This window comes from Mesorhizobium sp. 113-3-9 (genome assembly GCF_016756515.1).
Classification (GTDB): domain Bacteria; phylum Pseudomonadota; class Alphaproteobacteria; order Rhizobiales; family Rhizobiaceae; genus Mesorhizobium.
Genome location: NZ_AP023246.1, coordinates 6,900,629 through 6,916,360, shown reverse-complemented (window position 1 = coordinate 6,916,360; position 15,732 = coordinate 6,900,629). Strand labels below are relative to the sequence as shown.

Annotated in this window: 10 protein-coding genes and 1 pseudogene; 6 read left to right on the top strand and 5 right to left on the bottom strand. The window is 60.2% G+C overall.

Annotated features, from left to right (window positions below; all coding sequences use genetic code 11):
* Positions 1-80: 80 nt before the first annotated feature.
* The 3 genes and pseudogenes from MesoLj_RS33195 to MesoLj_RS33185 all read right to left on the bottom strand — a co-directional run bounded on the left by MesoLj_RS33195 (position 81) and on the right by MesoLj_RS33185 (position 3,451).
* Positions 81-1,013 (bottom strand): annotated as a pseudogene (locus MesoLj_RS33195) (IS630 family transposase).
* A 167-nt stretch (positions 1,014-1,180) separates the two neighbouring features.
* Positions 1,181-2,527: an IS701 family transposase gene (locus MesoLj_RS33190; RefSeq protein WP_202323969.1), complete on the bottom strand. Its 1,347-nt coding sequence runs from the start codon at positions 2,525-2,527 to the stop codon at positions 1,181-1,183.
* Between the two features lie 171 nt (positions 2,528-2,698).
* Complete coding sequence (locus MesoLj_RS33185; protein ID WP_010914007.1) at positions 2,699-3,451, bottom strand: carbonic anhydrase; 753 nt, start codon at positions 3,449-3,451, stop codon at positions 2,699-2,701.
* A gap of 680 nt (positions 3,452-4,131) precedes the next feature.
* On the opposite strand from MesoLj_RS33185, the gene MesoLj_RS33180 reads away from it, so the two are divergent.
* Together MesoLj_RS33180 and glmS are read left to right on the top strand one after the other, a co-directional pair.
* A complete protein-coding gene (locus MesoLj_RS33180; protein WP_044549225.1) occupies positions 4,132-4,779 on the top strand; it encodes an acyl-homoserine-lactone synthase in 648 nt (215 codons plus the stop codon).
* A gap of 454 nt (positions 4,780-5,233) precedes the next feature.
* Positions 5,234-7,057, top strand: coding sequence for a glutamine--fructose-6-phosphate transaminase (isomerizing) (gene glmS, locus MesoLj_RS33175; RefSeq protein ID WP_010914009.1), 1,824 nt, complete (start codon positions 5,234-5,236; stop codon positions 7,055-7,057).
* 395 nt (positions 7,058-7,452) lie between these two features.
* Here glmS and MesoLj_RS33170 read toward each other — a convergent pair whose 3' ends face one another.
* Together MesoLj_RS33170 and MesoLj_RS33165 are read right to left on the bottom strand one after the other, a co-directional pair.
* Positions 7,453-7,716: a hypothetical protein gene (locus MesoLj_RS33170; protein ID WP_044549227.1), complete on the bottom strand. Its 264-nt coding sequence runs from the start codon at positions 7,714-7,716 to the stop codon at positions 7,453-7,455.
* Positions 7,717-8,047: 331 nt separating this feature from the next.
* Positions 8,048-9,211, bottom strand: a complete 1,164-nt coding sequence (locus MesoLj_RS33165) for a porin (protein WP_202323968.1) — start codon at positions 9,209-9,211, stop codon at positions 8,048-8,050.
* Between the two features lie 1,339 nt (positions 9,212-10,550).
* Here MesoLj_RS33165 and hemN point away from each other — a divergent pair.
* The 4 genes from hemN (at position 10,551) to MesoLj_RS33140 (ending at position 15,692) form a co-directional block, all read left to right on the top strand.
* On the top strand, positions 10,551-11,876 hold the full coding sequence (gene hemN / locus MesoLj_RS33160; RefSeq protein ID WP_202323967.1) for an oxygen-independent coproporphyrinogen III oxidase: 1,326 nt from the start codon (positions 10,551-10,553) through the stop codon (positions 11,874-11,876).
* 586 nt (positions 11,877-12,462) lie between these two features.
* Positions 12,463-12,861, top strand: a complete 399-nt coding sequence (locus MesoLj_RS33150) for a hypothetical protein (RefSeq protein WP_172347046.1) — start codon at positions 12,463-12,465, stop codon at positions 12,859-12,861.
* Positions 12,852-13,241: a hypothetical protein gene (locus MesoLj_RS33145; RefSeq protein ID WP_172352291.1), complete on the top strand. Its 390-nt coding sequence runs from the start codon at positions 12,852-12,854 to the stop codon at positions 13,239-13,241. The genes MesoLj_RS33150 and MesoLj_RS33145 overlap by 10 nt, the downstream gene beginning before the upstream one ends.
* A 420-nt stretch (positions 13,242-13,661) precedes the next feature.
* On the top strand, positions 13,662-15,692 hold the full coding sequence (locus tag MesoLj_RS33140; protein WP_202323965.1) for a conjugal transfer protein TraG: 2,031 nt from the start codon (positions 13,662-13,664) through the stop codon (positions 15,690-15,692).
* Positions 15,693-15,732 lie beyond the last annotated feature (40 nt).

Sequence of the window (15,732 nt, the reverse complement as noted above, 5' to 3'; positions counted from 1 at the left end):
GGGTGTCGGTGACGCCACCCAGTTCTCCGCAAGCAAGCGGCCCACAAGTTCCCCATGATCCGGTCATGCTGTTGTGAACCCTAGAGCGGGATGATTTTAGGTTGAACAAATCCGGCGTTTTCGAAGTAGTTGTTGCATTCGGTTGCGGTGAGGCCATCGAGGATTTCGCCGATCGCGCTGCAGACAGTATCGACGGTTCGGCGCGCCGCCTTTCTGAGCCAGTGCTTGAGCTTGGCAAAGCTTGCTCGATCGGGTTCAGATCGGGCGAATATTTCGGCAGGAGCAGGAGTCTGGCACCGACGCCGCGAATGGCGCGGCGCATTGCCTTGCCCTTGTGCGAGCCGAGATTGTCCATGATCACGATGTCACCGGGTTTAAGGGTCGGAACCAGAACCTGCTCGACATAGAGCCGGAACCGCTCGCCGTTGATCGGTCCGTCGATCAGCCATGGCGCGTCCAGGCGATCATGGCGCAGTGCCGCCAGGAGTCATGGTCTGCCAGTGGCCGTGCGGGACCTCGGCATAGAGCCGCTCCCCGACCGGCGCCCAGCCGCGCAACGGCGCCGATGAACACCAAGCGTGAAGGATCGATCGCTGCGCGATACTTCAACCATTGCTGACGCCGGCGCGCGATGTCGGGACGCCTCTGTTCGGCCGCGACCAGCGTCTTTTTTTATAACTAAGCTTCTCCTCGCGAACGAAGGCCCAGACCGAGCGATAGTCCACCTTCAGGCCGCGTTCGGCCAGTTCCGCGACCAGCCCACGCAAGGTGAAGGCCTCATTGCGGCAGCGCTCAACCAACCAGTCGCGGTGGGCGCCGCGGATCTTCTTGGGCTTGTGTCCACCGATCTGGCCGGGGCTGACGCTGCCTGTTTCTCGAAAGCGCCCCACCCATCTGATTACCGAGCTGATGCCGACATCATAACGCGCCGCTGCTTGCCGGCGCGAAAGCCCCTCCTGCTCAACCGAAGCGACAACCCGGTCCCGAAGATCGTTTGAATATGGCTTGCCCATCCATGCCGGCCTCCTTCTCCCAGCCAGCATCTTGAATCTGATTTGCAGACCCTTGGGAATCCCCTTCGATTCAATCCAAATTCATCCCGCTCTAGTACTACTGTGTCATAAAACTATGTTGGCAGCATGGACATCGTGGCAGACGCCGCGCCAAGGCGTGGGCGAGTCTAACCCTGACGGTGGCGATTGAATTGCTGACGTGGCGTTCGGGACGGAGCGGCGGCGCCGCGGGGTCGATAATCTTCGGGTAGCGCAGGTGCCTTGAGGAGCGGCGCTGAGCGTGGGGCTGAGGGGGGAATCAGACTCCGTTCGGAGACTAGGAATCCGTAAGCGGCGATCGCGAGCGTGGCGTGGTGATGGAAGCCGCGCCAACCTCGGCCCTCATAATGGCCAAGGCCGATCTCCTGCTTGAGTTCCTGATAATCCCGTTCGATCCGCCATCTCAGCTTGGCCTGGTCGACGAGGCCGGCGAGTTCGGTATCTTCCGGCAAGGTCGAGAGCCAATACTTGGTCGGCTCGACCTCGCCCTGCGGCCACTCGATCAGGAACCATTCCTCAGCTCGTGGCGCGGAGCGCCAGTAGTCGCGATGGGCTGGGCGGACGCGGACGGCGGCAAAGCGCGAGGCGAGCGGCGCCTTGGAGCCCTCGCGCCAGGTGACGCGGCACCAGGCGCCCTCGGGCAGCGCTTGCGCCAGGTCCTTGGCCGAAACGGGCGCGTGGTCGGCCTGGCGTCGGACGAGCGAAGGTGGGCGGCCGCGGCCGCTCCATGGCTTGGGCGGCAGCGGTTGCGTGTCCGGCGGCCACAGACGGATCGAGGACTGGACACCGACGACATAGGTCAAGCCCATCTCCGTCAGCCCGGTGCGCAAGGAGCTGTCGTTGCCATAACCGGCATCGGCCAGCACCACGCCCGGCGAGACGCCGGCCGCCAGCGCCGCCCGGATCTGCGCGAGTGCGATTTCGGGCTTGGTGCGGAAGATGACATCCTCCGGCACACCTGCCTTGGCGCGCCGGTCAGGGTCGTTGGCCCAGCCTTCCGGCAGATAGAGCTGATAGGCGACCGGCAGGCTCGCCTGTTCGGTGGCAACCGACAGACTGACCGCGACCTGGCAGTTGTCCTGCTTGCCGATCTGGCCGCAGTACTGCCGCGCCACACCCACCGAATGCTTGCCTTTCTTGGGAAAGCCGGTGTCGTCGACGATCCAGGCGCGGATCGGCCCCTGACCCTCAAGTGCCGGCAGAACCTGCGCCCGCACGACGCCAAGCACGGCATCATCCGACCAGTCCGCTTTCGCCACGAAGTGATGCAGAGACTGGTGCGCCGCCTGAACACGCCCAGGCTCCACCCGTGCCGCCATCGGCTCGACGCTCTTGCGCTCGCCTGGCAAAAGCAGCCCGGTGCAATAGGCCTTCAGCGGCGCCACCCGGTCAGCATGACCCAATGCCGAGGCGAGCGTCTCGACATAGGCCGCAAAACGCGATTCACTCGTTTCGATTCCGTCTCGGAGATTCATCGCTCCCTCCATTTGAAGCTTGAATCGCCATTCTCGCAATCAATCGTTAACGAAGTTTATGACACAGTAGTACTAGGGCATTATGGTCGATGCCAGCGCCACCAGGGTGCCGTCGTACTGTTCGAAACCCCCCGATTGTTACCGCGGTTTTGCTTGACGCGCGCGATGACCTTAGCTGAGGCCTAGGATGAAGCGCCGATTGGAGGGACGGATCGACCGCGCGTTAGATGCGTAAAGCGTCGTAAACCGCTTGATGTCTGCGGTGTCGACCTCGACCGGTTCCATTGCAACCATCCACTCCACGTTTTCGGTGCAGGGCGGAGTCGTTAATGATCCCTCATAGGTCCAATAGCCGAGCGAGGCCGGCAAAAGCCCGTTGGGATCGAACTCGTCAACTGCCATCTCCTCGCCGGGCCGGGCCGGAAAGACCTTGGCGAGACCGGCAAAGCTGTTATTTGTCGCGCCAGGCATAAGAAGGGCGCTCAGCACACCCAGAGTATCGCTCTTTGTGTCTTTATGGACAAAATGCGCTTCCATCGGGAAGCTCATGCCCGCCACGTGATGCTCGCTCGGCGCGTGGAAATGCAACTGTGCCAGTTGGTAGACGCGATCCCCGCGGGTCAAGGTGCTGCCTTCCGGCATGTTGATTTGAATGGTGTGGCCGTTGTTCACCATCCTGCCGCCGCCCTTGAGCCAACTGATGTCGATGCGCGGTATATCCGCCTTTACCGTGCCGGCGATGTCGATGGGTGACTGCTGCCTGCCCGCCGAACAGGCGAAATTTCTCGTGTCCAGATCGGCCCAATGCTCCGGCCCGACCGAGCCGCCATATCCCCAATGGGCGCTGGCCGCACGCGCGGTCTGGGCGCAGATCGGGCACACGCCCAGCGCGATGAATGCTCTAATCAGGTTACGACGATGCATATTGCCTCGCTCCTTGATGCGAACCTTATGTCCTTGCTTCCAATTGGTGCAGTCAAGGCACAGCCGCAAGGGCGGGCGTAGGTTGAGCCGCGCCACCAGCGTACACGCCAGCCAGTCCTCGTCGAACTGGTAAACTGGAAGAAACGTCGCCGCCGGCGATCGTTGGAGGCTACGCTCGCCGGTCCGTGGAAATGGCTGGCGACGTGGCTCAGATTCACCGTGCCGCCGCTGATCAGGCCAACAACCAGCACAGCCGGCGTCGCCGGTCCGGCTGTTACTCGGCGGTATGTGGCGCGTAACGTTGAAGCGGGAGTGTCGGGCAGGCAGTGCATTGCAAAGGATCCCCTCTTTGGCGAGACGAATTCCTCCATTCCAACTGATTCCCGACCTCTCCGCCACCCACTGTGTAGCCTGCCCGCCACGCTCCCAAGACCATAAAGGCATGGATAAAACTCGCGAATACGCCTTGGAAAGCAGGTCTCAAAGGGCAAGGGGACCTTCCATCTGGAAAATGCCAAGCAAAGCTCGCGTTCGGACGATCCATGCGGTTGCCAGGCTGGCTGCCTCCGGTCAGGCGAGATCCGGATCCTTCCGCGAGGATAGCTGTAAACGTCCACAGGCTGCATCGCTGTGCGCTTTGCCCTTCGATGGCGGGAACACAACCCGCACGGAGGCGACGAATGATTCAGCTGATCACACCTGGCCTCTACAGCGAATTCGCAGGCGAGCTCAAAGAGATGCACGGGCTCAGATATCGGGTTTTCAAGGAGAGGCTCGATTGGGAAGTTCAGACCGGAGGCGAAATGGAAACAGACACCTTTGACGACTTGAAGCCTGTCTATCTGCTGCTCAAGGGATCCGATTGGCGAATTCGTGGCTGCGTGCGCCTCTTGCCAACCACTGGGCCGACCATGTTGCGCGACACATTCCCGGCGCTGCTGGGTGAAGCTGTGGCGCCCGCGAGTCCCGACATATGGGAAAGCAGCCGTTTCGCGCTCGATTTGCCCCCATCAACGCCCAAGGCGGCAGGCGGCCTTGCCCAAGCAACCTACGAGCTCTTCGCCGGCATGATCGAATTCGGCTTGGCCAACAATCTCACCCGGATCGTGACGGTGACCGATACGCGTATGGAACGGATCCTTCGCCTCGCAACGTGGCCATTGTCGCGCATCGGAAAGCCGCAGCCCGTCGGCAAAACGGAGGCGGTGGCCGGGTTTCTCGAGATCTCTCACGCCAGCCTGTTGCGCATCCGCTGGAGGGGACGTCTGAATGGGCCGGTACTGTGGCGACCGATTCTCGGCCTGCCGCACGGCCCATGCGGTAGCTAAGACGTGGTGCGTGGCCCCAGGGATCGGAAGAGAGGGTTTGCTTCTCGTCGCCGAAAGGAGTCATTGCGTCCGGCCTGGAGAAGCAAACCGAGGAATGATGCATGAAGCAGCGTCCGCACAATTGAACGGCGAGATCAAAGAGTGCGCTGGGGCTACCCATTCGCACTCGGCCCAAGTATTCCCCGTCTCCTCCGGCCGGCTTGCATGCTATTAACGCAGGTGAGGGCGCCGGCCATGATATGCGCAGCCCGTTGAAGGCGGAAGCGTACGCCCCGGTTCACATCACCCGCATTGGACTGAGATTTAGTTCATCCATGGCGTGGATGATGGCTATCCCAACAATCAATTTTACCGAACTGACTGGATTCCATTAGAAGACTCTAACTGAGCGCATGCCGGGCGGCGTCCCTCGTCTGCGTCGGCTAAGGCTGCCGGGAAGACTTCGGAGAAGAACATGTGCGGAATTGTTGGCATCGTTGGGCAACAGCCGGTGTCGGAACGCCTGGTCGACGCATTGAAGCGTCTGGAATACCGCGGCTATGATTCGGCCGGCATTGCGACGATCACCGATGGCACCTTGCACCGCCGGCGCGCGGAGGGCAAGCTCGTCAATCTCGAGAGGAGACTCAAGGAAGAGCCGCTGGGTGGTACCATCGGCATCGCCCACACCCGCTGGGCAACCCATGGGCCACCGACGGAACGCAATGCACACCCGCACTTCACGGATGGTGTGGCCGTCGTCCATAACGGCATCATCGAGAATTTCGCCGAACTGAAGGACGAATTGGCGGCGACGGGAGCCGAGTTCCAGACCGACACCGACACTGAGGTCCTTGCGCATCTCTTGGCAAGGCACCGCCGGGAGGGCATGAGGCGTGGTGAGGCGGTGCATGCCATGCTGAAAAGCGTCAGGGGTGCCTACGCGCTTGCCATCCTCTTTGAGGATGATCCGTCGACCATCATCGCGGCGCGCAATGGACCACCGCTGGCGATCGGTCACGGCGACGGCGAGATGTTCCTGGGCTCCGACGCGATCGCGCTTGCTCCATTCACGAATGAAATCACCTATCTCATCGACGGTGACTGGGCCGTTGTCGGCAGGACGGGCGCTGATATATTTGATTACGACGGCCACCCCGTCGCGCGTCCGCGCCAGACCTCCGTGGCCGTGGCCACTCTGGCCAACAAGGGCAGCCATCGCCACTTCATGGAGAAGGAAATCCTCGAGCAGCCCGAGGTCATCGCCGATGCGCTCGGTCATTATATCAATTTCATCGAAAATGGTGCCGATGCGGTTTCTGGCATCGACTTCGCCAAGATCCCGAGCTTGGCGATCTCTGCCTGCGGCACCGCATATCTCGCCGGGCTGATCGGAAAATACTGGTTCGAGCGCTATGCGCGCCTGCCGGTCGAAATAGATGTTGCATCCGAATTCCGCTATCGCGAGATTCCATTGTCGCCGCAGTCTGCGGCTCTGTTCATTTCACAGTCGGGCGAAACCGCCGATACGCTGGCATCGCTGAGGTACTGCAAGCAGCTTGGGCTGAAAATTGGCGCTGTCGTCAATGCGCGCGAATCGACCATCGCTCGGGAGGCCGATGTGGTCTTCCCGATCCTTGCCGGCCCAGAGATCGGCGTCGCCTCCACCAAGGCCTTCACCTGCCAGCTAGCCGCTCTTGCCGCACTCGCCATCCACGCAGCCAAGGCCCGCGGAACCGTGACCGAAGATGAGGTGCAGGCGCTCGTCGAGAGCCTCGCCGAAATGCCGCGCCTCATGAGGCAGGTACTGGACAGCATCCAGCCGGAGATTGAGCTTCTGTCGCGCGAACTGTCAAAGTGTCATCATGTCCTTTATCTCGGCCGTGGCACAAATTTCCCGCTGGCGATGGAGGGGGCGCTGAAGCTCAAGGAGATTTCCTACATCCACGCCGAAGGCTATGCGGCGGGTGAATTGAAGCACGGTCCTATCGCATTGATAGACGAGAACATGCCAGTGATCGTCATCGCGCCACATGATCGCTTTTTCGACAAGACCCTCTCCAACATGCAGGAAGTGGCCGCCCGCGGAGGGCGCATTATCCTCATCACCGATGGAAAAGGGGCAGCCGCATCGAAACTCGATACGATGCACACGATCGTGCTGCCGGCCACCGACGAGATTATCGCGCCGATGATCTTCTCGCTGCCGATACAGCTTCTTGCGTACCACACGGCGCTCTTCATGGGCACAGATCTCGACCAGCCACGCAACCTGGCAAAATCAGTCACCGTCGAATGATGTGACGCCTTCATTAGTCGCAACGCTCGCCCATTCGGAAAAAACTCCAAGCACTTCAACCGGGGCTCAAGCGCGCCGCTACCGCCTTGCCGTTATTTGCTGGAGCATGCCGTTTAGCGACGATTGGTTATCCCTTTGGCCTCCCCTCACGCTGCTTGGCTGTGCCTACTGGCAAACCCGGTCGAGAAAAGCATCGAATACGCAGCAATAGCGCTAACCACAAAGCGATCCTCCTGCCGCATGCGGATAAAACCCTTCGCTGTCCCTATTTCGTCCTCGCTCGATGATTGCGGCTCGCCGCGGTCTTCGTCGGTGAGACGGTTGCCCTTTGACTTTGCCAGGCGGCCAGCTGCGATGTGCGGGCTGTAGGAATCCCGTGTAACCTCGTTCTGGATCTAACGCTCACCGATAGGCCCGGCCAGTCGCAAGAGGACCGGGCGATGATCGGACACTTCCAGGAACCGCTCGATGGTTCGGTCGAGCGCGAGGATCATGAAATCGTGGCCGCACGGCAGGAGATTGGGCGAGATAAAGACATGGTCGATCAGCGACTTGAAGGGCGCCTTGACGCAGGTGATTTGCTTGTCCGAAGCATCCTGCGCGGCGAGCGCGGTCAGGCCGGCGGCGGTCAGCGCGGTCTCCGGAAGCCAAGGTTGCATTGAGTCGCCGCCGATTCAGTCGTTATCGAAGCTGGGATACTAGGCGAGTTCGGCGATTGCTTCGGCGATCACGCGCCCACCCATCTGCCGGCGGCCTCCACCGTGTCGCCGGACTGCGCCGCACGCGTCAGCGCAAGTGCCGGGACCGCCAGCAAACCTGCCGCAACGCTTTGCCAGCTGTCACATCCCGGCAGGCGGGGCATCGGCCGCGCCCTAATCGCAGCTGTATCCGATTGCAAACGTGCCAGCGCTTATCTGCCGCAGGCGTGGCAGGTCCCCCGCATAATCGTCATTCGCCGCCTGAGGCACCGAGATGAAGCTCTTCCTCCCGTTAGAATGAACGTTCGAAACGGAGGATGCCGCCGACACTGCTCTTTTTGTTGGCATTCGCCCAGCTAATGGAAGGGTCGACCTTGCCGACGGCGAAGTCGCCGTAGCGGTCATAGTCGAGTTCGGCTGTAATTGTGAAATCTGCAAGAAACGTATAGGCGACGTTTGCAGCGACACCATAGTTCCTGAGCTGATCACCCGAGAGCTGAAGATTCAACGAAGTTGTCTCATTGAGCTTGTAAGTGGCGCCGGCCCAGAAAGCCCAGTTACCGCCCCAACTTTTGTAGAACCCGCGACCATGAGCGTCGATTGCGTTAGTGACGTCATCGTTGAGCTTGCCGCTGGAGCCGTAGCCGAACATTCCGAATAGCGAGAGTTGGTCGGTAACATCGACGTCGATGCGGACCTTGCCCGCGACCGATTCGTAGTTGCTATCATAAGCGACAACGCCGGTGATCGCGCCCCAGTGTTGTGTGTATTTCACTCCGCCGACTAGGTGCGGAACGTAGCTGTCGATGGTGCCGACCAGGCCCGAGCCTTCTTCGAGTGAAACCACAGCCGAAAAGCCGTTACCGGCGTCAAAGTAGTACTGAACCACATTAGTATCGAAGGCGCCGTACGGGATAAGCATCTGATTGAGCACGTCGCCCGCGTAGCCATTAAACATGTCGAAGGCGGACCAGTCCTTGCCAACTCGGAGGCCACCAAGCTGAACCCAGGCGAAAGTCAACGTGATGCCTTGGCTGAAGGCATAGTATCGAGGACTGTCCGAACCGGAATAGGCCGTGTGCTTGCCGTAGTTCATGCGGGTCTCGATGTAGGTCTGCAATGTACCGAGTTCGGTCTCTTGCCCGGTCCAAGTTTTGAATGTGAAACGCGTGTGGTTTTGCCATATGCCCTGGGCCTCGCCAGTCTTCACATCCGTGGCTCTAGCTTTGTCATGCGACACGACATCGCCGAGGCCGATGTCGTAACGGATATAGCCGCCGATGCGCAGGCAGGTCTCGGTGCCGGGGATGTAGTAGTAACCAGCGCCGTAAACGTCGCAGATCTTGACGTATTCAACGGGCTCAGGCTCGGCCAGGACGATGGCGTCGGCGGCTCGGGCACAGGAAACGGCGATCAGGGCCGCAGCTGAGCCGAGCAGGAGGCTCCTGATGTTCATTCTTGATCTCCGTTCAAATATTAAAGAAGGGGACGTCAACGAACGAGCCAGCCCTTCCTGTCCCACAATCGAAAACGATGCACATCGCGCTGCGCCCATCGCAGTATGACGCACGGGTCATAATAATGATTCAACAACAGAGGCGATGAATCTGAATCATACTTCCACGCGATAAGATGTTGTTCTCATATCACCTGCTTGAAATGCCCGGGGGAGGAATCAAACACTTCTGGGTCGATCGCCATGATTATCTCCGATAGCTGCGGGCGTACCGGCTTCAGAAAATCACCCCGCAAGCGACGTGCCAACCTCACGACCAAGCTACGATTGACACTCAAGTTTGCCGTCGGACCTTGGCTTGCGTTTCCTTTTCTGCTCTGAGGGTCAAGCTGAGCACGAAAAGCAAATGTTTCGGACATGGTTCGTCTGTTCGCTTCGCGACAGTATCGTTCAATGGCGATAGCTTTTGTTTGTTTTGAGCCTCGACATTGTTGACATCATGCGAGTGCACCGCTCGGTACGTCAGCCGAGATGCCCCACTGATGCCGACATGCCTAGGCGTAAGCGTCCTCGTTAGGGCGAAGGGCCACACCTCGGCGGTGGCGAGGTGCACCAGCTGTCCAGCTAGTCCGGACAAAGTGGTTCCGAAAGGCGGGAAGGTCGAGACGAGCCGTTGTAAGCCCCTCTCTGAATCGGAAGCCGTGCATGGGCCATTTTTGTTTTTACGGAAGCACATGCGAATTCGCTCGATTGTCAGCTGCGAGCGATGCTTGAGTTGCGCTTCACTCCGGCGCTTTGCCGGGCCACAGGAGCGCGATTTGTCGGTGATCATGCGCCTGGCGTAGCGCTACTTTCTAAATTGGTTCATCAGGCTTGCAGCCTTGGCAGGGGCGGACCTGGACGGTCTCCTCGAGCACAATTCCCGCTCTGACAGACGGTGCGCCACAGCCAAAGCCTCGTGCCGGCAATTAATACGACGAACTCATCGAGATGCCAGGTATCGCTACGTGACGCCGTCTTACGCACCAGCCGGCGAGCAAAAGTCTGGTCCCAACGCCGAATCGACTGGTCGGACGGGGCATGCTGCGTTCCATCGGACGCTGAAGGGAGGGGATAGGATAGGATAGTAGCACCAAACGGTGTGCGGGAAAGTCTCGACGGGAAACCCACGGCGCTTGTCGCTGACCAGCGCGTGCTCATACCATCGCTGTCCAGCCAAGGCTGAATGGGGCTATCGCTGCGAAATAATCGGGCCCAAAGCGGACCGGACTGATATAGCGCAAAGACACAGGAGAGCGCAGTGGTAAGGATGGAAGGCAACAACATGGGACGGTAACTGTTGCAGACCACAAAACATCGCGAAGCCCACCTGCCTTGGTACACCATCTATCCGACTGTCGCGGAGTTCTCTGGGGCGGTCGGCGCCGACGCTTATGAGGAATGGCTCAGGAACCTACCGGCTAACGATCCGGCGTCACTCTACTTGCACGTTCCGTTCTGCCGATCAAAGTGCTGGTATTGCGGCTTCCCCACCACCATCACCCGCCATGATGCGCCGATCGTTAATTATCTGGCGGCGCTGCGTGACGAGATACGTTTGGTCTCGGAGCACGCGCCGCAGGCGCTGCCCGTGAGCGATGTGCATTTCGGCGGCGGAACGCCAACTCTCATGGGGCCAGTTGAGTTCCTCGCCCTGACGGAATTCCTGCGCCGCCACTTTGCGCTTGCGGAAACAGCTACGATCGCCGTCGAGATCGATCCACGCACGTTCACGGCCGATATGGCCGAAGCCTTGCAAGCAGCCGGCGTGAACCGCGCGAGCCTCGGCGTGCAGAGCTTCGATCCCATTGTTCAAAGAGCGATCAACCGGGTCCAGAGTGAGGCGCAGACGGCGGCTGCCGTCGAAATGCTGCGTCGGCATGGAGTGACAAGCATCAACTTCGACCTCATCTTTGGTCTCCCGCATCAAACGGTGCAGTCTTGCGTCGAGACCACGAGGGCGGCGGTCGCCATGCGCCCCAACCGGCTTGCGGTGTTCGGCTACTCGCACATTCCGTCCTTTATTAAGAATCAGCGCCTCATCGAGGAGGCATCGCTTCCGGGCAGCGCTGCCCGCGCCGAACAGGATGCGGCCATTGCCGTGACGCTGATTGCCGCCGGCTACCGAGAGATCGGGCTCGACCATTTCGCCTTGCCGGACGACGATCTCGCGCTGGCACAGAAAACCGGTCGCCTGCGGCGCAACTCGCTGGGCTACTCGGCCGACACCTGCAAAACCCTGATCGGTTTCGGCGCGTCGGCTATCGGGCGTGTCGGCGAGGGCTACGTTCAGAACGAGGTTACACGGGATTCCTACTGCCGGCACATCGCGGCTGGCCGTCTGGCGACGTCAAAGGGCTACCGTCTCACCGACGAAGACCGCGCGCGAGCCGCAATCATCGAGCGACTAATGTGCGATCTCGAGGCCGATGTGCCGGCAATCTGTGCCGCCCACGGATCTGATCCGATCCATTTTCTCGATTCAGCTGAACGCTTGGCGATGCTTGCCAAGGACGGGATTGTGGACATCGAAAAGGGTTTTGTCCGCGTAAGGCGGCAGCATCGCTTTGCGATGCGCGTTGTCGCTGCCGCATTCGACGCTTTTCTCGACCGGGTTGCCCGCTGAGTCAGCCAACCAAGTGTGAGGAGGCCAAGGCGACGCCGAAGCGAAATTTGACGCCCATGCGGTTTCCTTTCTTCGAGGTCAGGATTTCACAGCCTTCGCCGGCGTAGCAGGCCTCAAGCGGCTTCCCGCCCTCGAAGAAAGCCACGGTGTCGCATCGATCGTGATCCGCTCGAATTGGTGCGATAGCCGATCTCGTAGTAGGCGCGTACTCATCTGCGCTCTGGTCTCCGCCTTATAAGCCATGACTGGATCGAGCGTTCCATCGTCAGGAAGGGATAGACCAACTGCCAATCCCGGACCCAAATTCGACAGGGCGCGCTGCTTGATCTGGTCGTCCTCAAATGTAGATCGGCTGGACCGCGGGATCGTGGCTATATGCGTGATCTTTCTCAGCTGCTTGATCGTGGATCTTGCCGCTCCCGCCGCCGGCCACGATGTAGAAGGGCTTGCCCTCCACGGCGATCTCGCCGTTCCTGCTGAACGATCCCGCCGACACGATATAGGGCTTGAGGGTCGGTCACGACGATGTTGTCCCCTGCCGCGGCGATGCACGGCCGTGCCCGTCCATCGAATAGAGGTCGTGAGCTTGAGCGAGTTGGCGATCTTGCCAGCCACGAAGCTTGGCGTTCTGGTGACGCTCAACAAGGCGACCGCAGCAATGGAACGTGCTGCCAGAGAAGCCGAATCCGTTGAGGCGGGCGGCAAGCTGCGGCCGCGCGTGCAAATCTGTATGGTCAGGGAACTATTGAAGGGCAGAAAGCCCACGCTTCCACCTGTCTATGACATTGTCTCTGCCGCTGCCGCCCGGCAGGTGGCCGCCGCGGTTGCCAACGCGACAGGAAATACGGGACCCGCCGTCCTTCAAATATTCCATCGCCGGCAGCGGACAGAAAGCCACGAACAATCAGTCGCCGACACCTGTGAACAAGCCGTGTGCGACATTGCAATCATCCATTTATTGGCTCAACTGCCCACATGGCCGTGAATGAACTGGATTTGTTGGTTTTCCAGATGGCAGTGGAAAGCGTCCGCTCACTCTGCTTGAGCTTCAATGACAAAGCGGCGGAGATAGCCGCGAGGAGCCGCGGAAACCTGCTTTTCGATGTGCGGATCGATGATGACGCCGAGGTCCAACGGCTCGCAGCCATCCGATATCGAGGCGGGCAGATTGGTGTGCTGGCGTTGGACAGACAAGGCCTTATTAGCCGCTACTGCGTCATCGACGATACCTTCTCCCGCTTCATTGCACCGTTGGAGAATTGGACCAGCATGCCGGTGTCAATGCAGGCCAAATTCGATGTCACTCACCATGCCGGCCTCTTCCTAGACGCGTTGCGAAATGCCGGTCATATGCTTGGCAACTGAAGGCCGGAAGGTAACTTATCTGGGATAGAGGCAACGGGAAGGCGCCTTCCACTTATAAGGCAGCGCCCAATAAGTCGGTACTCGCCTGAGGAATTCCCATGGCGGGCAGGGCTACCTCGCGATCCGATCTCGATAGGCTTGTTGTACCTCAGACCGGACTCGATGTTCAGAATTTCCTCAGCGGCTTGCCCGCACGCCACCGCCAGCTCGCCGACCACGTGCTCACGATAGGCACGACCGATATGAGTCCCCTCCGACGTAGCAGTCCTCGGGAATGCGCGAATATTGATACACCTCGAAGGAGAGCAAACGGCGCGCCAAACAGCCTCTCATCGCACCAAGTCGTACATAGGGCGCATTCCTGTTCCGGCCGTCCCGGGCGATGCTCGATCCATCTCTCCAGAACAGCGGAGCAAGCCAGTGACGCCCACGAAGCTTCTGATTGGGCAGATCGCCATTGTGTTCGCCATCGTTCTCCTCAGCGTGTGGGCTGCCACGCAATGGTGCGCTCATATGCTAGCCTTTCAGGAACAACTCGGCGCGCCATGGTTTGTCGCGGCTGGCTGGCCGATCTACGAGCCGTGGAAACTGTTGGAATGGTGGTTCCAATTCGATGCCTATGCGCCCGAGGTATTCGACAAGGCGGGCATGCTTGCGGGCACCAGTGGATTCATGGGCTGTGCCGCTGCGATCGCTGGTTCCCTCTGGCGCGCGCGCCAGCGCGGCTTGGTCACCACCTATGGCTCCTCTCGATGGGCGGCGACGCGGGAGATCGAGAAAGCAGGGCTGTTTCAGCCGGCAGGCGTCTTCCTCGGCAAACTGAAGGACCGGTATCTGCGTCATGACGGGCCTGAGCACGTCATGGCCTTTGCGCCGACACGTTCCGGCAAGGGCGTCGGACTGGTTGTCCCAACCCTTCTCTCCTGGTCCGGCTCGGCCGTCATTCACGACATCAAAGGCGAGAACTGGCAGCTGAGCTCCGGCTGGCGGTCGAGGTTCTCGCATTGCCTTTTGTTCAATCCGACTGATCCGCGATCGGCCCGCTACAACCCGCTGCTGGAGGTACGCAAAGGTTCGGACGAGATTCGCGATGTCCAAAACATCGCCGACATTCTAGTCGATCCGGAAGGCGCGCTGGAGCGGCGGAATCATTGGGAGAAGACCAGTCATTCACTCCTCGTCGGCGCTATCTTGCACGTGCTCTACGCCGAAGAGGAAAAGACTCTTGCCCGCGTCGCCACCTTTCTGTCGGACCCGCAACGCTCGTTTGCCGCGACTTTGCGGCGAATGATGACGACCAACCATCTCGGCTCGGCCAATAAGCCTGAGGTCCATCCCGTCGTGGCCTCGGCGGCACGAGAGGTGTTGAACAAATCGGAGAACGAACGTTCAGGCGTCCTCTCGACCGCCATGTCTTTTCTCGGCCTCTACCGTGATCCGACCGTGGCGGCGGTAACATCGGACTGCGACTGGCGCATTGCCGATCTGATGGATGCGGAGTGGCCGATGTCGCTCTATCTGGTCGTGCCGCCATCGGACATCTCGCGCACCAAGCCCTTGGTGCGACTGATCCTGAACCAAATCGGCAGGCGGCTGACGGAGCGCCTCGAGGGTGACCCAAAGAAGAGCCGCAAGCATCAACTGCTCATGATGCTGGATGAGTTTCCGGCGCTCGGTCGCCTCGACTTCTTTGAGACCGCGCTCGCGTTTATGGCCGGTTACGGAATTCGTGCCTACTTGATCGCGCAATCGTTGAACCAGATCTCCAAAGCGTATGGCGACAACAACGCCATTCTGGACAACTGCCATTTGCGAATTGCCTTTTCCTCCAATGATGAGCGCACGGCCAAGCGAATCTCGGACGCGCTTGGCACGGCCACGGAACTCAGATCCATGCGCAACTATGCGGGCCACCGGCTGGCACCTTGGCTCTCGCATGTCATGGTGAGCCGCCAGGAAACCGCCCGCCCGCTGCTGACACCGGGCGAGGTGATGCAATTGCCGCCCGCGGACGAACTGGTGCTGGTTTCGGGACTGCCCCCCATCCGGGCCAAAAAGCTGCGATACTATGAGGATCACAATTTCACCGAGCGGGTGCTGCCTTCGCCGGTGTTGCGCGACGGACCCTACGCGGACTGCCCGATGTCGCGGCCGGACGATTGGACTGGGCAAGTACGCGGCGTCGACCGTCGTCTTGCGTCCGACGATGAAAGCGCTGGCGCCGCGCTTGCGGACGAGGGAGGTGTTCAGCAGCAGCGCCATCCTGGCCTACCCGAAGAACATACCGCCGTCACCCAGGAACCGGACCAGGACGATCTGTCCAGACCCGCAGACGATGATAGCGAGGCGATGGCGGACAAGCGCGTCATGGACCGGATCTCCACCGTCGCAGGTGCCTATGGCATCAACGAGGGAAGGGACGATGATAAGGATATCGTCCCCGGCTTCTGAACGCTTTCCGCAGCTCGGGCGTATCTCAGCGTAGATAACG